Origin of the sequence: Streptomyces sp. NPDC096324 (genome assembly GCF_044763015.1) — a bacterium.
Taxonomy (GTDB): Bacteria; Actinomycetota; Actinomycetes; order Streptomycetales; family Streptomycetaceae; genus Streptomyces.
Genome location: NZ_JBIWFK010000008.1, coordinates 279,787 through 299,083 on the forward strand (window position 1 = coordinate 279,787; position 19,297 = coordinate 299,083).

Consider the following 19,297-nt stretch of genomic DNA (forward strand, 5'->3'; position numbering starts at 1 on the left):
GGCACGCTCCCGGGTCTCCTGGAACCCGTGCCGCCGCGTCCCGCGCCACAGGCGGTGTTCAGCCCTCGGAGGTCCGGCCCGACGCGAGCGCGTCGAGCTGCCGGTCGTGCACGCGGCTGAGCACCAGCACCGAGACGGTCGCGCCGATCAGGGCGCAGAACATGTCCCACTGGGTGTCCCACACGTCCCCCTGCGTCGCCAGGAAGGCGTCCGCGCCGTGGCCGCCGATCACCGCGGCCGCCCACTCGAACATCTCGAAGAGGGCGCTGAAGGCCAGGCACGCGCACACCGTCAGCGGCGCCAGCCACCTGCTGCCGCGCAGCGGTGAGGTCCTGCTGAGCAGCTCCCGCACCAGGACGGCCGGCACGAAGCCCTGCATGAGATGACCGAACCGGTCGTACGGGTTGCGGTCGAGCCCGAACGTGTCGCGCACCCAGTCGCCCAGCGGCACCTGCGCGTACGTGTAGTGCCCGCCCACCGCGAGCACCAGCGCGTGCGCCGCGAGCAGGCAGTACAGCAGGTTCGTCAGCGGGAACCGCCGCCGGCCGAGCACCACCAGCGGCAGCCCCACGAGCACCCACACGGTCTCCAGCAGCCAGGTCGTCCCGTCGTGCGCGTGCCATGCGGACAGCGCCATGCCCGTCACCACGACCCCGAGGAGCGTGGCGGGGAGGGCGTCGCGCGCGGCGCGCCCGGGGAGAGCGGGGTGCGGGCCGGTCGGTGCGAGGGCTGATCCGGGCATGGCGGGCTCCTTCGTCCAGGTGGCCCCATCGTGGTGGAGCGCCGGGGCTCCGGCATGAGTACGGGTACTCACCCGGTCCGCGTGTCATCACCATCCGGGCCCGCGCGGCGCGATGGCGGACATGGTCGTGACGTACCCGCTCGCGACGAACGTCCGTTCCCGCGCGGCCGTGCGGTCGGTTCACCCCCGACCGCACGGCCGCGCGGTTCACCTGCGGCCGAACGCGCCGCCCGGTCGGCTCACTCCCGGTTCGCCGCCCCGCGCAGTGCCGTGATGGCGCTGCCGATCGCCTGCTGGAGCTCCTCCAGGCGCTGCACCATGTCGTCCTCGTAGATGTCGTCGGCGTCGTCGAAGGTCAGCTCCTCGAACACCTTCGTGGCCTTCTGCAGGCTGCTGTAGAACTTCGTCCGGCGTTCCTGGACGCGCAGTTCGGGGTCGGCCTCCACGGTCTCGACGACGAGGTTCTTCATCGTGTCGTACGCCTCGGTGGCCCACTCGCCCGCGTCCTCGCCCTCGTCGAGCTCGTCGAGGAGGGACAGATGCCGCTCGGCCTCGGAGCGCAGCTCCGCCGGAGCGTCCAGGGTCTGTCCGGCCGGCGTCCTGATCTGGCCCTTCTCCGCGATCTGGCGCACGTATCCGATGCGGTCGGCCGCCCTGTTCTCGGTGGCGACCGCCTTCTTCAGCTCGTCCGTACGGGCGATGTCGCGGGCCAACTCGGTCTGGAGCGCGGGGTCTTCCTTCACCCGGTCCAGGAGCGCGGCCCGCGCCGCCTTCGCCGTCGAGGGGTCGGCGAGGATCGCGGCCCGCAGCGCGGTCGGGTTCTCGGCCACCTCCAGTGCCTTGGTGGGGCGGATGCCCTCGGCCTCGGCGGCCTCGGTGATGGCGGCGCCGCGCTCCGAGGCGGCACTGGAGCGGGAGGCGTAGTAGGCCGACCAGGCCTCCCCGTCCGGCAGTTCGACGTCGGCGCCCGGCATCAGGGTCTCGAATTGGGGAACCAGTCCGTCGTCCGCGGCCCTGTCCCAGGCCTTGTAGTAGCGCATGACCCGCTCGGGCGAGCATCCGGCCAGTTCCGCGAACTCCTTCGCGGACACCTTCCGCGTCTCCTCGACGGACTGCCCGCCCGGACGGACGCTGCGCGCCACCTTGAGCGCGAACGCCCAACCACCGTTGCGCGCGTAGGCGCCGAAGTCGTGCGCGTCGCGCTCGATGAGGTCCGGAACGCCGGCCTGCTCGGCGGCGTCTTCGGATGAGGTGATGGCTGCGGTCACCGGGAACTCTCCTGGGGTGGTGGGGCGTTGATGTCACGGAGGATGAAGCTATGGCCTAAGGTCTGCGTGGAATCAAGGTGACACTCGGAGACCGCGGCCCAGCGGACACCCCAGTAAATCCGAAATGTGCAAGCCCAGAAACGACGCGATGTGATGACCTTCACCCCGATGTGGCAGAAAGTGATGAATTCCTTACGGCCGTGTCACGTACGGGTGTGTATTGGCCATCGCGCGACCGCGGGAGGATCTTTCGTGCGACCGTTCACTCTCAACTACGCCCGGCCCTCAGGGCAGTCGGCCGCAATACCCCCGTACCACTTCGACGTGTCCCTGCAACTGAACGTGCTGCCCGACGGCAGACCGGCCGTCAGTGATCGCGCGTTGCTGATGGCTACCGGCACCACGACCTCGACGGCCGGTTCTCAGACGCACTTCGACGACTGACGGATGCCGCGCGCATGACGGTTCTCATACTCACGGCCGAACAGGACGTCACCGCCGACATGGTGGTGGCCAAACTGCATGAGCGGGGCGTGCCCATGGTGCGCCTCGATCCCGCCGACCTGCCCGGCAGGGCGGTGCTGTCCGCCGACTACGCCCACGGTGACTTCGACGGCTATCTGTCGGTCAACGGCCATGTGCTCAGCATGGGAGGTCTGCGCTCCGTGTGGGTGCGCAGACCCGGAGAGCCGGCGGCCCATGCCGCCGAACCCTCCGCATGGCTCACCGCCGAGACCAGGCAGGCCCTGTTCGGCATGCTCTACTCCGCCTCGACCCGCTGGATGAACCACCCGCGCCGCGCCGAGCAGGCCCGGCACAAGCCCTGGCAGCTACGGGTGGCGCACAGCAGCAAGTTCGCCGTGCCGCCCACGGTCATCACGACCGCTCCCCGGGTGGCCGAGCAGTTCGTCCAGGAACACGGGGACGTGGTGGTGAAATCGGCCTCGGGGCCGCCGCCGGGCCAGCCTCCGGCGGCCCTGCCCACCACGCTGGTCGGACCCGGCACGGACTTCTCCGGAGTCGCGGCCGGACCCGCCCTTCTCCAGCGCTACATTCCCAAACGCGCCGACATCCGGCTCACCGGCATCGGTACCCGGCTCTTCGCCGCCCGGAAGACCGCCGAGCCCGGTCAGGTCGACGGCCGGTTCGGCGAGACGGAGAACGGCTGGGAACCCATACCCGTGCCCCACCGCATCGCCCGTTCGGTCCACGACTACCTCGCCTTCACCGGACTCGCCTACGCGGCCTTCGACTTCGCCGAGGACGCGGACGGCATCTGGTGGTTCCTGGAGTGCAACCAGGGCGGCCAGTTCGGCTTCATCGAACTGGAGACCGGACAGCCCATCGCCGACGAGGTCGCCGTGTGGCTGGCGCAGCGAAGGCCCGGCCTCCGCATCCCGGAAGGACACTGACATGGGTCATCGGTGACGGCCGGTCACTCCGTGCCCGTCCGGAAGGAGTCGAGGACGGCCTTCAGCGCCTGCCGCTCGGCGGCGCTGTCCCAGTCGTCGGCCGGGGTCGTCCAGCGCAGCGAGAAGCCCCGGTGGTCGCCGATGAGGAAACCGCGGCCGAGGGTGCGCACCCGCACACCCCCGACCACGGAGTACCACTCCATGTCGGCGCCCTTCATGCCGTGATAGGTCACCGGCCGGATGGCGCCCACGCGTTCGTAGTCGGTGGACACGGCCCGCAGGTTCGGCTCCAGGGCGCTCCAGACGGCGACCGGGTCCGGTCCGAGCTGGGTGCTGTACGTGACGGCCAGGGTGCGCGGGTCGCCACTCGCCCCGAACGTCACCCGGTAGGCCTGGTCGTCGGAGGACTGGGTCTCGACGGGCTTCCAGCCCTTCGGCAGGGCCACGGAGAAGCCCTGGGGCGCCCGGTAGAGGGAGAACCCGGCCGGCAGCGTCGCACCGGTGGTGGCCGAGGCGGAGGGAGTGGGGGAGGGGGACGGCTTCGCGGACGCCGTGGGCGTCCGCGAGGCGGGCGCGCCCCCGGAGCTCGGGGCGGCGGACGGCGCACCGGCCGCGGCCCGTGAGGGTGCCGCGCCGGACACGGCGGTGTCGTCCCCGTCCGACCCACCGCGCATCGCGGCGAACGCCAGGGCGCCGGCGACCGTGACGGCGACGGCCGCGCCCAGCAGCACCGGCCGGCTCAGGGACAGGCCTCCCCGGGTGCGCGCCGGTCGCCCCGAACCCTCGTCCTCCGCGGCCCGGCCCTGGTGGTCCCCGGCGGGATCGAGGAGATCGGGCAGCGGCTCGGGCGGTGTGATGTCCTCGAAGTTCTGCCGGAGGATGCGTGTCAGCGACTCCCGCACGACGGCCTCGGGCACCCGCTCGACGGGGTCCCAGCGCAACAGGCCCAGGATGGCGGGCGAGAGCGGGCCCGCGTCGCGCGGGGCCCTGACCGGCAGTCGCTCCACCGCCCGGAGCGTGGCCTCCGCCTCGCCCCGGTCCCGTACGACCGGCCGCCCCTCGACCAGCGCGTACATCATCGCGCCGAGCGCCCAGAGATCGGCCGGGGGCGCGCCGCCCTCGCCGCGGGCCTGCTCGGGAGAGGCGTACGAGGGAGCGGTGACGCGCGTCGCGTCGGGGGACGCCGTCAGACCGAAGCCGGTCACGGTGACCCTGCCGTGCTCGTCGGACCACACCTGGCTCGGGCCGAGTTCGCCGTGCGTGACTCCCTCGTGGTGCGCGGCGGTGAGGACGTCGAGGACGCCGAGCCCGATACCGGCCGCCCGCACGGGGTCGACGGGACCGTGCAGGAGGAGCTCGGACAGCGGGGCACCCGGCGGCCGCTCCGTGACGGTCCACACGAAGCCGGGCTCCTCGACCACCTCGAGGACCGCGGCCACTCCTCCGTGACAGGCCGGGCCGAGGATCTCGGCCGTGCGCAGGATCCGGTCGGCGGCGGGCTCCGGCGGCTTCTCGCCCCGGTGTCCGGCGGCACGCGACCAGGTCAGGACGACGGGCCGTCCGAAGGCGGTGTCCTCGCCGTGCCACAGGGCCCGGCCCTCCTCGCGCAGGAAGACGTCGAGCAGCCGGTATCTCCCGGCGATCAACTCGCCCGAGGAGTCTTGCGCCTTGGCCATCGTCATCCCTCGTCGTGTACCGGACAGTCGCCTTTCCCAGAAGTACGCGGGAGGTGACGAAGAGTGTTCAACGGGAGACGACTGGAGATGAGTGTTTTTACCCGGGCGCGTCGTCGTCGCTCGTCCGTACGAACAGTTCAGGCCCCCGTTCGCGGGCGGTTCACCGCCAGGCCTCCTCGTCGCGGTAGCCGCCCGAAAGTGCCGTCAGCGCCAACTCGCTTTTCATTTAAGGCAGTTGCCACGTGGCTGGAACAGGAAGGGCGCGGGAGCCGGTGGGACGTGGACAGCGGGGAGCCGTCCGGGAAAGATGCCAGATGCACACAACGCTGTCCGTCCGCCGTGCCCAGTTCGTCGCCCGTCGTCCGTCGCTTCGCCCGAGCCACCCGGAGGCCGTCCGTATGAGTGCCCGACCGCTGCCCCAGAGCCCGCCCGCCGAGCAGGGAGTCGACGCCTCGGGCATCACCGCGTTCCTCGACGCCGTCGAGGCCGACCCGGACATCGAACCGCACAGCCTGATGATCCTGCGCCACGGGCACCTCGTCGCCTCCGGCTGGTGGGCGCCGTACACGCCGGAGCGCCTCCAGCTCCTCTACTCGCTCAGCAAGAGCTTCACCTCGACGGCCGCCGGATTCGCCGTGGCCGAGGGACTGCTGGACCTCGACCGGCCGGTGATCTCGTACTTCCCCGAGTTCGAGGCCGACATCACCGATCCACGCAGTCGCGCCATGCTCGTCCGGCATGTCGCGGCCATGGCCAGCGGTCATCTCACCGAGACCTGGGCCGACGCGATGCGGACCGACCGGACGGAGGCGGTCCGCGGATTCCTGCTGATCCCGCCGGACCGCGACCCCGGCACCGTCTTCGCGTACAACCAGTCGGCCACCTACGCGCTCGCCTCGATCCTCCAGCGCGTGACCGGCCTGTCGCTGACCGAGTACCTGCGGCCCCGCCTGTTCGACCCGCTGGGCATCGGGGAGACCGACTGGACGCGGAACCGCGCCGGCCGGGAGATCGGCTTCAGCGGACTGCACGCCACGACCGACGCGATCGCCCGACTCGGGCAGCTCTATCTGGACGACGGCGTCTGGGAGGGCCGGCGGCTCCTGCCGGCCTCCTGGATCGCGGAGGCGACCCGCGCGCACGTCGCGAACGCGGACGGCAGTCCCGGGGGCGCCCGGTCGGACTGGCAGCAGGGCTACGGATTCCAGTTCTGGCGGGGACGCCACGGATACCGCGGCGACGGGGCGTTCGGACAGTTCTGCGTCGTGCTGCCCGAACACGACGCCGTGATCGCGACGACCGCGGCGACCGACCGGATGCAGGAACTGCTGGACCTGATGTGGCGCCATCTCCTGCCCGCGTTCGGGGCGGCACCACAGCGGGACGCGAGCGAGCGCGACGAGGCGCTGAGCCGACGGCTCGCCCGCCTCGCCCTGCCACCGGTCGAGGCCGCCGCCGAGCCCACGGAACCCCTGGGCACCTGGTCGCGGACGGAGTTCGTGCCCGCCGGAGGCGTCTGCGCGGCCCAGCGGACGCTGACGGGCGTGCTCGTCGCCGAGAGCGACAAGGGAACCGGCGTCACCCTGGCCGAGGGGGACCGGCGACTCGAACTGCGCCTCGAAGGAACCGGCTGGACCGTCGATCCCGGCCGGACGCCCCTGGCGGTGAGCGGCGGCTGGACCGGTCCCGGCACCCTGCGCGTCGACGTGCTCTTCCTGGAGACCCCGCACCGGCTGACCGTGGAGTGCGTCCTCCCCGACCGGACCTTCACCGCCCGCTGGCACACGACCCCGCTGCACGCCCCCTCCCTGCACTCCCTGCGAGCACCGTCGCGAGCGGCGTCAACTGGTCCCCGGAAAACGCCACACCTCGCCACCCCTTCCGCCACGTAGAGATATCCACCACGATGCATATGCCGAGGTCCTGACGGGCGGACGCGGGCCTTCCGACCCGCGCCGCCCGCGTGCCTGCCGGGCGGAGAGAACCGACTCCGGGGTGATGCATGACGAATCTGATGTGGACGCGGAGCGTGGAGTGGCTGGCCGCGGCCGCCACGGACCCGAGGGCGTGCAAGCGCGACTGGGACCAGGGGAGCGGCGGTGTGCTCCTGGAGGCCGGGCGCTACTGGGACGTGCTGAGCGTGCCCGAGCAGCTCGGCCTGCTCGCCCTCGACATCCTGTGGTGCGACCCGGTCCGGCTGCCGGGGCCCACACTGCTCGACTGCGCCGCTCAGCGCGTGGGCTTCTTCCTGCCGCCCGACCCCGCGAGCCGGTGGGAGGGTTCGGGGCTCCGCCATCTCGGCAGGGGTTCCTGGGTCGCCGTACCGCCGCCGTACCGTTCGGCGGGACCGCTCGAATGGATCGTGCCGCCGGACGGGACGGGCGCGCTGCACCCCGCGCTCCCCCTGGAACTGGCGCTGCGCCAGGCCAACGGCACACTCGCCGTCCTGGCACCGCCGGCCGATCAGCCGGTTCCGTAGAAGTGCGCCTGTCCTCCGCGCCACTTCACCCAGGCCGGATCGTCCAGCAGGTCCTCCGCGTCCGGCAGTCCCGCCCGGCCGAGGAACTCCAGCAGATCCTCGTCCGAGAACGCCACGCCGAGGTTCTCACCGCGCGCGGTCACCTCACGGCCACTGGTATCCAGGGCCGGATGCACAACCAGAGGAGCCCGTCCGGACATATATCCAGGATCGCCCTTGGCGCCGCGCCGCGCATCCCGGCGGACGGACCGCGGACGGACGCGGGCCGACGCCGCTCGCCGGACGGCGTGAAAGTGGTTGTATTCAGTACGGAGTGCGTTTCCCGTTCCCCGGGTGAGGAGCTTTCTATGGGCGCCATGGACCTGCCAGCGATCGAAGCGGAGCGTCAGCGGATCAAGGACGCCCATCTGATGGCGGAGAGGCCGCGGAGCACGGCCCGCGGTGTGCACCATGTGGCGCTGCTCTCCGCGGACGTGGAGCGGACCGTACGGTTCTACCAGGGCGTCCTCGGCTTCCCCCTCACCGAGATGATCGAGAACCGGGACTACAAGCGCTCGACCCACTTCTTCTTCGACCTCGGCAACGGCAACCTGCTCGCCTTCTTCGACTTCCCCGGCCTCGACCTCGGCCCCTACGCGGAGGTCCTCGGCGGACTGCACCACCTCGCCATCTCCGTCGACCCCGCCACCTGGCGTGACCTGCGCGACCGGCTCGACGCGGCCGAGGTCGAGTACATGGAGGAGAGCGGTGCCTCGATCTACTTCCGCGACCCCGACGGCGCCCGGATCGAACTGCTCGCCGATCCGCTCGGCGAGATGTACGGCAACAAGGTCCTCTGAGACGGCGGCCGGCGGCCGGAGCCCCCGGGGTTCCGGCCGCGGGGCCTCAGCTCAGCAACTGGGCCCAGTTGGCGGGAACCCGGTCGGCGGGGCCGGGCACGGGCTGGTCGAGCGGGTGGCTCACCGGGGGAGAGAGCTCGGGACCGGCCTCGTAGAGCTCCGAGGTGTCGTAGTCCCAGAACCAGTTCTCGCCCGGCTCGAAGCTCTGGATGACGGGATGCCCGGTGCCGTGCGCGTGCGCGGTGGCGTGCTTGGCCGGGGAGTCGTCGCAGCAGCCGACATGCCCGCACTGGGCGCAGCGCCGCAGATGGAGCCACCATCCGCCGGCGGCGTCGCACTCGGTGCAGCCGGTGCCGCTCGGCGGTACGGACGTGTCGATTCCGTTCGGCGTGGTCATGACCGCTCCTCCGTGGTTTCCGCGGCGGTTTCCGCGACGGTCAGGGGCAGGCGTACCTGGAAGCGCGTGTCACCCGGCACGGACTGCACCATCAGACTGCCGTGGTGCTTGTTGACGACGATCCGCCAGGAGATGTCCAGACCGAGCCCGGTGCCCTCGCCCACCGGTTTGGTGGTGAAGAACGGGTCGAAGATCCGGTCACGGATCTCCTCGGGCACTCCGGGGCCCGTGTCACGGAACTCGACGAGCACATGGTCGCCGTCGGGAGCGGTGTGCACCGTCAGCGTCCCCTCGCCGACCATCGCGGAGGCGGCGTTGTCGATGAGGTTCGTCCACACCTGGTTCAGCTCACCCGGATAGGCGGGGATCCGGGGCAGCGTCCGGTCGTACTCCTTGACGATCTTGATGCCGGAGCCCATCTTGCCGGCGAGCATCATCAGGGTGCTGTCGAGCAGATCGTGCACGTCGGAGACCTGGTAGGGCGCGCGGTCCATCTGCGAGTACTGCTTGGCCGCGTCCACGAGATGCGAGATGCGGGTGGTGGAGTCCTCGATCTCGTTCATCAGCAGCTCGGTCTCGACCGTGTAGTTGAGCCACCGGACGGCGCCTTCGAGCGTCGGCCCGTCCACGGCGGCCGCGACCTGGTCCAGCCAGTCGGTGTCGAGACCCGCCTGCACGAAGGTCGGGGCGAGCTGCCAGCCGCCCGCGATGTCGTGGTCGTCGAGCCAGTCGGCGAGCGCGTCCTCCCGGTCGGAGGCCTCCAGCGGGGTCAGCGGGGTGGCCTTGGCGACCTGTTCGGCGGTCCGCTCCTGGATCTCGACCAGCGTCTCCAGAGCGTCGCGCGCGTACGGCCCCGAGGCGATCATCCCCAGCTTCTGCCGCATGTGGGCCACCCGGTCACGCAGCGCCGAGGTGGCCCGTACGGCCGCCGCGGCCGGGTTGTTGAGCTCGTGCGTGAGCCCGGCCGACAGCGAGCCGAGGGCCAGCAGCCGCTCACGCTGCCCGACGGTGCGCTGGGCGTTCTGGCTGCCGAAGAACATGCCCTCCAGCAGATGGACGGCCATCGGGAACCAGTCCCGCAGGATGGCGGCGAACGTCGCCGCGGGCAGCACGAAGAACCGGGACGTCTCGGTGACCCGCATGGAACCCTTGTACTGCGCGTCACCCGGGTCGCTGAGATAGGCCTGCATGGCCCCCGCGTACACCCCGCGCTTCGACGTGCGGCTGATCTCCACGTCGTCCGCGCCGACCCGGCGCGACATCACGACCGTGCCCTCCAGGAGCACGTAGAAGCAGGTGGCCGGATCACCCTCGGTGTAGACCGGCCCGGGGTCGAACTGCTCCGTACTGCCCTCCCGGCACAGCCGGTCCAACTGGTCGACGTCGAGCTTCTCGAACAGGAACAGCGTGCCCAGTTCCGCCGCGTCGCACGGCACCGGCCGCGCGCTCACGACTGCTCCAGATAACGGTGGACGAGCATGACGGCCATGGCTCCCTCTCCGACCGCGGACGCGACCCGCTTCGCCGACTCGGCGCGCGCGTCCCCGGCCACGAACACGCCGGGCACATTGGTTTCCAGGTGGTACGGGGGCCGGTCCAGCTCCCAGCCGCGCGGCGGCTGTCCGTCGGGCGTCATGTCGGGGCCCGCCACGATGAAGCCGCGGGCGTCGCGCAGGACCGTGCCCTCCAGCCAGTCGGTGAGCGGGGCCGCGCCGATGAACACGAACGTCCACTGCGCGTCGACGAGTTCGGTGTGACCGCTCTCCACATCGCGCAGGGTGAGCTGTTCCAGATGGCCGTCGCCGTGCGCGGAGTCCACGACCGTTCCGGTGCGCACCGAGATGTTCGGCGCGTCCGAGATCTGCTCGATCAGGTAGTGCGACATCGAGGCGGTCAGCGAGGAGCCGCGCACCAGGATGGTCACGGACTTCGCGCCCCGGGCCAGGTACATCGCCGCCTGGCCCGCCGAGTTCGCGCCGCCCACGATGTACACGTCGTGGCCCTGGCAGGCGGCGGCCTCGGTCAGCGCCGAGCCGTAGAAGACGCCGCAGCCCGTCAGCTCGGCGACACCCGGGGCCTGGAGCTGCCGGTAGGAGACTCCGGTCGCGAGGATCACCGCGTGCGCGGAGATCGCGGAGCCGTCGGAGAAGTGGATCGTGCGCGAGGCCCCGGTGACCTCCAGCCCGGTCACCTCACGCGCGGTGAGGATCTCGGCGCCGAACTTGGCCGCCTGCCGCCGCGCCCGGTCGGTGAGCTGTCCCCCGGAGACTCCGTCGGGGAAGCCGAGGTAGTTCTCGATCCGTGAACTCTGACCCGCCTGTCCGCCGGTCGCGGACCGCTCCACGAGCACGGTGCGCAGCCCCTCGGACGCGCCGTACACGGCCGCCCCGAGCCCGGCCGGTCCGCCGCCGATGACGACGAGGTCGTAGAACTCCGATGCCGGTGTCGTGGCGAGCCCGACGTGCGCCGCGATCTCGGGGTCCTCGGGCTCGACGAGCGGTGTGCCGTCCGGGGTGACCACCAGCGGCAGCCGGTCGCCGTCCTGCCCGGCGGCGCTCAGCAGGCGCTGTCCCTCCGGGGTGTCGGAGGAGTACCAGCGGTAGGGCACCTGGTTGCGGGCCAGGAACTCCCGCACGCCCGAGGAGCGGGCCGACCAGCGGTGCCCGACCACCTTGCAGGCGCCCACGGGCCGGTAGTCGCTGGCCCGCCACGCGTCCAGCAGGTCGTCCACGACCGGATAGAGCTTCTCCTCCGGCGGATCCCAGGGCTTGAGCAGATAGTGGTCCAGGTCGATCACGTTGATCGCGTCGATGGCCGCGTTCGTGTCCGCGTACGCGGTCAGCAGCACCCGGCGGGCGCCCGGGTACACGTCGAGGGCCTGTTCCAGGAACTCGATGCCGTTCATCTGCGGCATGCGGTAGTCGGCGAGGATGACCGCCACCTGGTCACCACGCAGCTTCAGCTCCCGCAGGGCCTCCAGCGCGGCGTCGCCCGATTCGGCGCGCACGATCCGGTGGCCCTCGCCGTAGCGGCGCCGGAGGTCACGGGCGACGGCTCGCGAGACTCCGGGGTCGTCGTCGACGGTCAGAATGACGGTCCGCGCCGGACTGGCGGCCTGGGTCATACCTCTCCCACCCCGAGCAGGTCAGTTGCGTTCCGGCCGAGCGGATGCCCGGGGGGCCGCGGGGCCGGTACAGAGCCAATCGTATGTACGATCGGTCACCTTTGCTCGGGAACCGGCCACCCGCCCGTCGGCTCCGCCGCGTCGATGGGGGCCGGCAGGGGGTCGCGGGCCTTCGGGAGGATGTTCGTGACGTAGTCCTTCACGGCCGCGTCCAGGCCGATGTCGTGCTGGGCGCGCTCGGACAGGAACCAGCGGTGTTCGAGCAGCTCGTGGTACAGCTCGGCCGGGTCCATGGAGCCCCGCAGTTCCGGGGGCACCGCCCGGACCGTCGGCCGGAACACGTCCCGCACCCAGCGGTGGGCGAGCACCTCGGGCCGGGCCGCGGGCGGGCGTTCCGCGCGCTGACCGGGCGGGGTGCCCGTGGTGGAGCCGCCCAGGGCCGGGGATCCGGGTGCGGAGGAGCCCGGCGCGTAGTCGTCCTGGGTGGCCATCCAGCTCTCCAGGTCGTTCAGGAGCCTGCGGGCCTGGTTCTCCTCGGTGTCGAGTCCGGTCAGCCGCAGCAACTGGCGCTGGTGGTGGCCCGCGTCGACGACCTTGGGCACGAACGTGACGGTGTCGCCGTTGGACGAGCTCGCGATGTGCATCTCGGCGACGTCGAAACCGAGGTCGTTGAGCCGGCGGATGCGGCGGTCGATGTAGTGGTACTTGCCCGCCGGGTAGACGGAGGTGCGGGTCAGTTCCTCCCACAGGCTTCGGTAGCGGGCGCAGATCTCCCGGCCGAACTCGATCGGGTCCACCGAGGGATGCAGGGCGCCCGCTGCCTCCAGGTCGAGGAGTTCGCCACTGATGTTCACCCGGGCGAGATCGAGGTCGTACTCGCGCTGGCCGGTGCTGAGCCGCGGGTGCAGTTCACCGGTCTCGGCGTCCACCAGATAGGCGGCGTAGGCTCCCGCGTCGCGCCGGAACAGCGTGTTGGACAGCGAGCAGTCGCCCCAGGCGAAGCCGGCCAGGTGCAGCCGCACCAGCAGCACGGCCAGCGCGTCCATCAGCCGGTGCATGGTGGCGGGCCGCATGGTCGTCTCGAACATCGACCGGTACGGCAGCGAGCCGCCCAGGTGCCGGGTGATCAGCACCGACTCCAGGGGATCGCCGGCCGCGTCCGCGCGGCCGGTGACCACGGCGAGCGGGTCGACCGCCGGTATCCCGAGCCGGTCCAGGCCCAGCAGCAGTCCGTACTCGCGCACCGCGGGCCGTTCGGCGAGTTCTTTGACGGCAACCACCTCGTCACCGGCGCGGGCGTAGCGCACGACGTGCCGGGAGATGCCGCGCGGCAGCGGCACCAGATGGTGCTCGGGCCACTCCTCCAGGGGCAGGTGCCACGGCAGTTCGAGCAGGAGCGCGGGATGCTCCGGGTTGGTCGCGCTGAACTGCAGAGCCATGCCGGGCTGCCCTCACCTCGGGGTCGAACACTGGTCGGGGCCCAGCATCTACGAATGATCGCCCAGACGGAAGACGCGCCGGGCGTTGCCCGACAGGAACAGCGAGGTGGTCTCCTCGTCCAGGCCCAGCTCGTCGAGGTGCTCCAGGGCCCGACTCGGCTCGATCATGGGGTAGTTGGAGCCGAACAGGACCTTCCGCCGCCCCCGGCCGCGCAGATACGCGACCAGCTCCGGGGGATAGCGGCGGCTGGTGTAGGCGCTGGTGTCGATGTACACGTTGGCGTGCTTGTCGGCGACCGCGATCATCTCCGTGGTCCACGGATAACCGATGTGCCCGCAGACGATGGTCAGTTCGGGGAAGTCGAGCGCGACCTGGTCGATGTACGGGATGGGGCGGCCGGTCTCGGAGGGGCGCAGCGGTCCGGTGTGCCCGACCTGGGTGCAGAACGGGACGCCGAGTTCGGCGCAGGCGGTGTACAGCGGGTAGTAGAGCCGGTCGGTGGGCGGCAGTTGCCACAGCCACGGAATGATCCGCAGGGCCACGAAGCCCAGTTCCCCGACGGCCCGCCGGAGTTCGCGCACCGCGGCCACCGGCCGGGTGAGGTCGGCGCCCGCCACCCCGCGGAGCCGTCCGTCCGAGCGGGCCACGAATCCGGCGACCTCGTCGTTGGTGATCAGGGCGCCCTGAGGTCCGTACCAGGCCGAGGCCAGGCCGGTGTCCACCCCGGCCTTCGCCAGCGCGGCCAGGGTGACCTCGACCGGCAGCTCCTCCTCCAGCGTCCCCATGCCGGTCCAGCGGCGCAGGGACTCGAACATCTCGTGGTTGGAGTGGCGGAGAGTGGGGTGCTGCATCCACGCGTCGACGACCGGCATGGTCCTGTGCCCTCCCTGAGGCGGTGTCTGAGCGCTTGCTCACCCCGACCCTAGGGGGCCCCGTGCTCCCTGGCCACCCGCTCGCCCGGCGCTCCGCCGCTCCCCGCGCGGTCAGCCGCTCCCTCACCCCACCTGGCCGGTCCGGTTCGCCGTGGCACCTGCGCGATCCGCCGCCCCCTCACCACCTGGCCGGCCAGGTTCGCCGTGGCCACCGGCCGGCCTCGCGCTTCCTGGTCACCCCGCCGGGGTGCGAGGCTCCGCGCTACCCGCCCAGGGTGTCGGTGCTCCGGGTCCACTCGTCCACCGCGTCCACGAGCGCGGTCAGGGCCGCGGCCAGGCGCGCGAACCCGGGACCCACCGGACCCCCCGGCTCCTTCATGTATGTGTCCCGCCGGATCTCCACCATCAGCGCCGTGACCCCCGGCTCCCGTTCGTAGTACCGCAAAGGGACGTACGCGCCCGAGAACGGGCTGTCGATCCCCACCCCGCCGAGCCCCGCGAACGCCTTCTCCGCGAGCGCGACCAGTTCCGGCGGCGTGTGGAAGGAGTCGGTCCCCAGGCAGACCGGCGGCCGCGGCCCGTCCCCGTGCAGTTCGTAGGGCAGCCGGGCCGTCGGATACGAGTGGACGTCGATGACCACGGCCCGCCCGGTGGCGGCCAGCCTGTCGCTCACCGCCGCCGTCATCGCCTGCGCGTAGGAGTGGAAGTAGCGCTCGATCAACGGCCGGGGATCGGTGTCCGCGGGGCGCAGCCGCGCCCGGTGCGTCGTCCGTGTGTAGACCGCGCCCATCCCGACCGCGAGCATCTCCTCGCGCTCGTCCGGGAAACGCTCGGGATCGACGACCAGCCGGGACAGTCGGTTGACGAACCGCCACGGTGTCAGCCCGGCCGCCTCGGCCGCGGCCGAGGCCAGTTCGGCGGTGTGCGCGTCGGTGATGTGGTCCAACTCGCTCTCCAGTGCCGGATCGTCGAGGAGGATGCCCTCGCGGACCGGCGCGGGGATCTCCCTGGAGGAGTGCGGCACGTGCAGGATCACGGGCGAGTGGACCGCTCCCGGCAGGAGCGCGAAGGAGTCCGGGCCGTCCGGGGAAGCGAGGATGTCGTTCATAAGAGATCACTGTCGCAGCCGGGTCCGACAATGGGCAGGACCCCATGACCTCGCCACGTGCGCGCGACCACGCCGGGCGCACTCAGGGACGCCGCGTACGCGCCTCACGACGTGCCCTCGTCATCACGTCGCGTGCGCGCCACCACGCCGGGTACCCGCGGCCACGCTGCCCCCGCACTCAGCCACTGCCCCCGCGGCGCGCGTAGTGCTCGATGAGCGCCGCCCGGGTCGTCTCGAGACGGTGGGCCAGGATCGCGCCGATCGTCCGTGTCAGCGAAAGCTCCAGCGAGGGATCCTGGTCGCACAGCGTCCGAACCTCGGTGGCGTCGAACTCGTAGGCGCGCACCGGGCTGAAGGCCTCGGCACCGAAGTCCCAGGTGTGCGGACGGAACAGCCACGACCAGCCGAGCAGGTCGCCGGGCCCGAGCTGGGCGACGGTGATCCGGCGGTCGGCGACGACCCGCTGGTACAGCGAGACCGTTCCCGAGCGCACCACCCAGAAGCGGTCGGCGGTGCCTCCCTCCTCGAAGATCGGCCCGTCCGCGGGGAAGGACACCTCGCGGGCCACGCTCATCAGCCGATCGCGGTGTTCGGGGGAGAGCGCGTGCAGGAGCCGGAGAGCAGTGGGCATCGCGGACCTCCATCGGGTCGCCGCCTGGACCGCGAGGCCGGCGGCGCCTGTCGTACCGGTGGTATCCCGTCATCTCCATTGGAGCCCGAACGGCGTAATCCGGCGCGTCGGATGACGGGCGGGTTCGCCGTGGGACGGTCGTGCGTGTGTGGTCCGGCGCGTCATCCGGCGGTCCGGGACGTCACCGAGAAGCGAGCCCCGTCGGGGTCGATGATGAGGGCCTCGACCGAGCCGATGCCCTGCTGGTGCGCGGCGCCGCCGTGGGCGCGTGCCGCGCGGACGCAGGCCTCCACGTCGTCGACCGCGAAGTGGATCTGCCAGTGCGGCCGCAGGCTCGGGTCCGGGGCCGCGCCCAGGGCGCCGGAGTGGATCCGGGCCACCACGTCTCCGAAGCTGCGCAGGACGACCTCGTTCTCCTCGTAGTCGACCTCGCAGCAACCCGGGACGGAGGAGGCCCAGCCCAGCACCTCGCCGTAGAAGATGGCGGCGTCGAAGGCGTCGCGGGTGTGCAGACGGATGAACGAGGGGGCCGCGTTGCGCCAGCGTTCCCAGCCGGACACCAGGTCGCCCTCCCAGATCCCGAACACCGCCCCGTCCCGGTCGGCCAGCAGCGCGGCCCGGCCCGGGGGGAGCGAAATGGGGCCCACCGCGGTCGTGCCGCCGCGCTCCTGGCTGCGCGCGACGGTCTCGTCGGCGGAGGCGACGGCGAAGAGCGCGGTCCAGGCGACCGCCGTCTTCGCCACGAAGTCGACCTCCGCGACCCCCGCGACCGGAACTCCACCGACACTGGCGATGCGGTACTGCTCACCCATCCGGGTGCCCGACGCCCACCTCCAGCCCAGAACCGCGGTGTAGAAGCTCTGGGCGGCCCGCAGGTCACGGGTGGTGAGACTGACCCAGCACGGCGCGCCGAAGACCGCCTTGCTGGTGACGACACCGGTGTCGAGAGTTCCGTCGCTCTTCATCGCCGCCCGTCCTGACGCGATCGGCGGACAGCGGTCTCGCGGGGTGCGGGGCCCTCATGGGGCTCCCGGGCGTGAGTTCAGCCGTGAGAGGCCCTCCGTACCGGAAGGCCCCCGACGGCGTCAGCGACACCTGCGGATCCGCTGTCCCATCACCAACAGCATCTCCCGCTTCGGCGCGGCGCGCACCACGCGATCGTCAGACGCGCGGTCGCTCCAGGGTGAGGAGCAGGCCCTCCACGGCGCCGGGGCCTATGCGGCCCTTGACGTCCGCGGCCGTGATCGCCTTGAGCGCCCACCCGTCCTCGGCATGCTTGTTCAGGACCTTTTCCAGCTTGTCACTGTCCAGCGCGTCGCCGATCAGCGATTCACGGAACGTGACGACCTTGTATTCGAAGGTGTAGGGGGTGCTCATGGTTGCGGAGCTCTCCTGCGTGTCGGTTGGCATGGCCGCCCCACCCAATCACTCTTCGCGGCCGTGGCACAGGGGCGAACCGGACCGTAGGGACACCTTTGTTGAAACTTCAGGAAGTGCCGCGCCGGGGAGGGGTCCTGACGGCCGGCCGGAGGGAGGAGCGCGGCCGAGGCGTCGTAGCGTGGACGCGGGTCTACGGAAGCCGTGACGGCGGATTCAGGGGGCGCGATGTGCTGGAGTGCGACGGCCGACCTGGCGGCCGGTGCCGGGGTCGCCGCGGTCGGGGCGGTCTGTGTGCTCCGGGCGCGGCGCCGGACGGATCTCCCGTTGGCCGCGCTGCCGTTGCTGCTCGGCGCCCACCAGATCGTCGAGGCCCGCGTCTGGGACACCGGTGGGGGTACGGGGCCGGCCACCGTGGCCTGGGCCGTGATCGCCCTTCCGCTGCTGGCCGTGTGGGTGCCGGCGGGCGTGCTGTGCGCGGCGCCGAGTCATGCCCGGCGCCGGCTGCTGCTCCCGCTGGCGGCCGGCGTCGCGACCGCGGCCGCCCTCGCGCAGGCCATGACCGTCCGTCCCGTCAGGGCCGAGATCCGCGGCCACACCATGGGGTACGTGATCGATCTGCCCCAACCTGAACTGGTCATCGCGGGCTACCTCCTCGCCACCGTCGGAGCGCTGCTGATCTCCGGCGACCGCGGGCTGGTGCTGCTCGGCTTCCTGACCGGAGCGGGCGCGGTGATCTGCTGGTCCCTGTGGGAGCTGGAGTTCGTCTCCACGTGGTGCGCGTGCGCCGCGGTCGTCTCGGTGACGCTGCTGGGCTGGGTGAACTCAAGGGAGGCCGTCGCCCCGCAGGAGCGGGTGCGTCAGGCCTGAGGTGACGCGTGACACGGAACCGGGGTGATCCGGTGATCCGACGCGGCATCGGTGATCCGAGATCATCCCGGCCGGGCGCCGCACCGGTGATCCGGCGCATCCCGGGTACGCGGCGAACCGTGGATGACCTGACGAGTTCCTCATATGTGTCGGCCAGGGTCGAGGCATGATCAACTCCGCACACCGTGTTCGCGCGGCGATCGTCGCCGTGTCCTTCCTGCTAGCCGGCTGCGGCGGCGGCACGGCCGAGAAGGCCGGCGCCGGAGCCGGCGGCGCTCCGGCGCGTGACGTCGGGGCGACACGGGCGCCCGCACCGACCGCCTCACGCACGGCGGCCCCCGGGCGACTGCCGGGAATCGGCCCGAGGACCCTGGCCGCGATCCCGTCGAGGACCCGTCAGGCCGTCGTGGTGACCGGCAGCGGCAGGGACTCCTCGCGGTCCACCGTCGTGCTGTACGAGCGCACGGAGGCGGGCTGGACGGCGGGCCCGAGCCGGCCCGCGCGCAACGCCCTCAAGGGCTGGACCGACCACCACCGCTCCGGCGACCTGCGTTCCCCGATAGGCGTCTTCACCCTGACGGACGCGGGCGGGCTGCGGCCCGACCCCGGCACCCGGCTCCCGTACGACCGCTCGGGCGCCTTCACCTCGCCCGGCACCGGCTTCGACGGCGAGCCGTTGGCGGGCTCCTTCGACTACGTGGTCGCCGTCGACTACAACCGCAGGCCCGGCACCACCCCCCTGGACTGGACCCGGCCGATGGGGGCCGGCCGCGGCGGCGGCATCTGGCTGCACGTCGACCACGGCGGCCCCACCCACGGATGCGTCGGCCTGCGCGAGAAGGACCTGGTGGAGCTGATGCGCGCACTGGACCCGGCCCTGCACCCGGTGGTGGTCATGGGAGACGCCGCCTCCCTGGCCCGCTGAACGCACGCCGAGGGTTCGCGGGCTGCCGAGTGGTCCCCCCGGCCCCGCCCGCAGTGTGCCGGGGGGTTGTCAGGAAGGTGTCAGGGTGTGGGAAGACCCTCTCACCGGCCGCGGGGCGCCCGGCAGCCCCTACGATC

General features: G+C 71.8%; 20 protein-coding genes. 7 read left to right on the forward strand and 13 right to left on the reverse strand.

Annotated features, from left to right (window positions below):
* Positions 1-58 precede the first annotated feature (58 nt).
* Positions 59-742, reverse strand: a complete 684-nt coding sequence (locus ACIQ7M_RS23720) for a DUF2238 domain-containing protein (RefSeq protein ID WP_403647549.1) — start codon at positions 740-742, stop codon at positions 59-61.
* Positions 743-981: 239 nt separating this feature from the next.
* The gene (locus tag ACIQ7M_RS23725; RefSeq protein ID WP_403647552.1) at positions 982-2,010 is read right to left on the reverse strand and encodes a hypothetical protein; all 1,029 of its coding nucleotides are present in this window, start codon (positions 2,008-2,010) and stop codon (positions 982-984) included.
* 252 nt (positions 2,011-2,262) lie between these two features.
* On the opposite strand from ACIQ7M_RS23725, the gene tgmA reads away from it, so the two are divergent.
* Together tgmA and tgmB are read left to right on the forward strand one after the other, a co-directional pair.
* Entirely contained in the window at positions 2,263-2,454 is a 192-nt protein-coding gene (gene tgmA, locus ACIQ7M_RS23730) for a putative ATP-grasp-modified RiPP (RefSeq protein ID WP_037617579.1), read from the forward strand.
* 14 nt (positions 2,455-2,468) lie between these two features.
* Entirely contained in the window at positions 2,469-3,422 is a 954-nt protein-coding gene (tgmB, locus tag ACIQ7M_RS23735; RefSeq protein WP_403647555.1) for an ATP-grasp ribosomal peptide maturase, read from the forward strand.
* Between the two features lie 23 nt (positions 3,423-3,445).
* Here tgmB and ACIQ7M_RS23740 read toward each other — a convergent pair whose 3' ends face one another.
* The gene (locus tag ACIQ7M_RS23740) at positions 3,446-5,098 is read right to left on the reverse strand and encodes a serine/threonine protein kinase (protein WP_403647558.1); all 1,653 of its coding nucleotides are present in this window, start codon (positions 5,096-5,098) and stop codon (positions 3,446-3,448) included.
* Between the two features lie 398 nt (positions 5,099-5,496).
* Between ACIQ7M_RS23740 and ACIQ7M_RS23745 the strand changes: the two genes are divergently transcribed.
* Positions 5,497-6,990 carry a serine hydrolase domain-containing protein gene (locus ACIQ7M_RS23745; protein ID WP_403647561.1) on the forward strand — a complete coding sequence of 498 codons (1,494 nt, stop codon included), beginning with the start codon at positions 5,497-5,499 and terminating at the stop codon, positions 6,988-6,990.
* Positions 6,991-7,100: 110 nt separating this feature from the next.
* A complete protein-coding gene (locus ACIQ7M_RS23750) occupies positions 7,101-7,577 on the forward strand; it encodes a hypothetical protein (protein ID WP_386985308.1) in 477 nt (158 codons plus the stop codon).
* On the opposite strand, the gene ACIQ7M_RS23755 is transcribed toward ACIQ7M_RS23750, so the two are convergent.
* On the reverse strand, positions 7,562-7,777 hold the full coding sequence (locus ACIQ7M_RS23755; protein WP_037617573.1) for a hypothetical protein: 216 nt from the start codon (positions 7,775-7,777) through the stop codon (positions 7,562-7,564). The genes ACIQ7M_RS23750 and ACIQ7M_RS23755 overlap by 16 nt on opposite strands.
* A gap of 147 nt (positions 7,778-7,924) precedes the next feature.
* On the opposite strand from ACIQ7M_RS23755, the gene ACIQ7M_RS23760 reads away from it, so the two are divergent.
* Positions 7,925-8,416, forward strand: coding sequence for a VOC family protein (locus tag ACIQ7M_RS23760; RefSeq protein ID WP_403647565.1), 492 nt, complete (start codon positions 7,925-7,927; stop codon positions 8,414-8,416).
* A 46-nt stretch (positions 8,417-8,462) separates the two neighbouring features.
* Here ACIQ7M_RS23760 and ACIQ7M_RS23765 read toward each other — a convergent pair whose 3' ends face one another.
* The 9 genes from ACIQ7M_RS23765 to ACIQ7M_RS23805 form a co-directional block, all read right to left on the reverse strand.
* A complete protein-coding gene (locus ACIQ7M_RS23765) occupies positions 8,463-8,813 on the reverse strand; it encodes a UBP-type zinc finger domain-containing protein (RefSeq protein WP_403647568.1) in 351 nt (116 codons plus the stop codon).
* Positions 8,810-10,264 carry an ATP-binding protein gene (locus ACIQ7M_RS23770; protein WP_403647571.1) on the reverse strand — a complete coding sequence of 485 codons (1,455 nt, stop codon included), beginning with the start codon at positions 10,262-10,264 and terminating at the stop codon, positions 8,810-8,812. The genes ACIQ7M_RS23765 and ACIQ7M_RS23770 overlap by 4 nt, the downstream gene beginning before the upstream one ends.
* On the reverse strand, positions 10,261-11,937 hold the full coding sequence (locus ACIQ7M_RS23775) for an FAD-dependent oxidoreductase (RefSeq protein WP_403647574.1): 1,677 nt from the start codon (positions 11,935-11,937) through the stop codon (positions 10,261-10,263). The genes ACIQ7M_RS23770 and ACIQ7M_RS23775 overlap by 4 nt, the downstream gene beginning before the upstream one ends.
* A gap of 95 nt (positions 11,938-12,032) precedes the next feature.
* Complete coding sequence (locus ACIQ7M_RS23780; protein ID WP_403647577.1) at positions 12,033-13,376, reverse strand: DUF4032 domain-containing protein; 1,344 nt, start codon at positions 13,374-13,376, stop codon at positions 12,033-12,035.
* 48 nt (positions 13,377-13,424) lie between these two features.
* Positions 13,425-14,249: an amidohydrolase family protein gene (locus tag ACIQ7M_RS23785; protein ID WP_386985320.1), complete on the reverse strand. Its 825-nt coding sequence runs from the start codon at positions 14,247-14,249 to the stop codon at positions 13,425-13,427.
* Between the two features lie 262 nt (positions 14,250-14,511).
* The gene (locus ACIQ7M_RS23790) at positions 14,512-15,357 is read right to left on the reverse strand and encodes an N-formylglutamate amidohydrolase (protein WP_403647580.1); all 846 of its coding nucleotides are present in this window, start codon (positions 15,355-15,357) and stop codon (positions 14,512-14,514) included.
* A gap of 178 nt (positions 15,358-15,535) precedes the next feature.
* Entirely contained in the window at positions 15,536-15,988 is a 453-nt protein-coding gene (locus ACIQ7M_RS23795) for a cyclic nucleotide-binding domain-containing protein (protein ID WP_403647583.1), read from the reverse strand.
* A gap of 161 nt (positions 15,989-16,149) precedes the next feature.
* Positions 16,150-16,953: a VOC family protein gene (locus tag ACIQ7M_RS23800; protein ID WP_403647587.1), complete on the reverse strand. Its 804-nt coding sequence runs from the start codon at positions 16,951-16,953 to the stop codon at positions 16,150-16,152.
* 196 nt (positions 16,954-17,149) lie between these two features.
* Positions 17,150-17,365: a DUF4177 domain-containing protein gene (locus tag ACIQ7M_RS23805; protein ID WP_103547584.1), complete on the reverse strand. Its 216-nt coding sequence runs from the start codon at positions 17,363-17,365 to the stop codon at positions 17,150-17,152.
* Positions 17,366-17,593: 228 nt separating this feature from the next.
* Here ACIQ7M_RS23805 and ACIQ7M_RS23810 point away from each other — a divergent pair, with 228 nt between their 5' ends.
* Together ACIQ7M_RS23810 and ACIQ7M_RS23815 are read left to right on the forward strand one after the other, a co-directional pair.
* The gene (locus tag ACIQ7M_RS23810) at positions 17,594-18,235 is read left to right on the forward strand and encodes a DUF6629 family protein (protein WP_403647591.1); all 642 of its coding nucleotides are present in this window, start codon (positions 17,594-17,596) and stop codon (positions 18,233-18,235) included.
* 166 nt (positions 18,236-18,401) lie between these two features.
* Positions 18,402-19,160: a L,D-transpeptidase family protein gene (locus ACIQ7M_RS23815; protein ID WP_403647594.1), complete on the forward strand. Its 759-nt coding sequence runs from the start codon at positions 18,402-18,404 to the stop codon at positions 19,158-19,160.
* Positions 19,161-19,297: the final 137 nt, after the last annotated feature.

Bases quoted from the DNA above. Each gene is read 5' to 3' on its own strand.
- ACIQ7M_RS23720 (WP_403647549.1), bottom strand. From the start codon at position 742: ATGCCCGGATCAGCCCTCGCACCGACCGGCCCGCACCCCGCTCTCCCC.
- tgmB (WP_403647555.1), top strand. From the start codon at position 2,469: ATGACGGTTCTCATACTCACGGCCGAACAGGACGTCACCGCCGACATG.
- ACIQ7M_RS23740 (WP_403647558.1), bottom strand. From the start codon at position 5,098: ATGGCCAAGGCGCAAGACTCCTCGGGCGAGTTGATCGCCGGGAGATAC.
- ACIQ7M_RS23745 (WP_403647561.1), top strand. From the start codon at position 5,497: ATGAGTGCCCGACCGCTGCCCCAGAGCCCGCCCGCCGAGCAGGGAGTC.
- ACIQ7M_RS23750 (WP_386985308.1), top strand. From the start codon at position 7,101: ATGACGAATCTGATGTGGACGCGGAGCGTGGAGTGGCTGGCCGCGGCC.
- ACIQ7M_RS23755 (WP_037617573.1), bottom strand. From the start codon at position 7,777: ATGTCCGGACGGGCTCCTCTGGTTGTGCATCCGGCCCTGGATACCAGT.
- ACIQ7M_RS23760 (WP_403647565.1), top strand. From the start codon at position 7,925: ATGGGCGCCATGGACCTGCCAGCGATCGAAGCGGAGCGTCAGCGGATC.
- ACIQ7M_RS23765 (WP_403647568.1), bottom strand. From the start codon at position 8,813: ATGACCACGCCGAACGGAATCGACACGTCCGTACCGCCGAGCGGCACC.
- ACIQ7M_RS23775 (WP_403647574.1), bottom strand. From the start codon at position 11,937: ATGACCCAGGCCGCCAGTCCGGCGCGGACCGTCATTCTGACCGTCGAC.
- ACIQ7M_RS23780 (WP_403647577.1), bottom strand. From the start codon at position 13,376: ATGGCTCTGCAGTTCAGCGCGACCAACCCGGAGCATCCCGCGCTCCTG.
- ACIQ7M_RS23785 (WP_386985320.1), bottom strand. From the start codon at position 14,249: ATGCCGGTCGTCGACGCGTGGATGCAGCACCCCACTCTCCGCCACTCC.
- ACIQ7M_RS23790 (WP_403647580.1), bottom strand. From the start codon at position 15,357: ATGAACGACATCCTCGCTTCCCCGGACGGCCCGGACTCCTTCGCGCTC.
- ACIQ7M_RS23795 (WP_403647583.1), bottom strand. From the start codon at position 15,988: ATGCCCACTGCTCTCCGGCTCCTGCACGCGCTCTCCCCCGAACACCGC.
- ACIQ7M_RS23800 (WP_403647587.1), bottom strand. From the start codon at position 16,953: ATGAAGAGCGACGGAACTCTCGACACCGGTGTCGTCACCAGCAAGGCG.
- ACIQ7M_RS23805 (WP_103547584.1), bottom strand. From the start codon at position 17,365: ATGAGCACCCCCTACACCTTCGAATACAAGGTCGTCACGTTCCGTGAA.
- ACIQ7M_RS23810 (WP_403647591.1), top strand. From the start codon at position 17,594: ATGTGCTGGAGTGCGACGGCCGACCTGGCGGCCGGTGCCGGGGTCGCC.
- ACIQ7M_RS23815 (WP_403647594.1), top strand. From the start codon at position 18,402: ATGATCAACTCCGCACACCGTGTTCGCGCGGCGATCGTCGCCGTGTCC.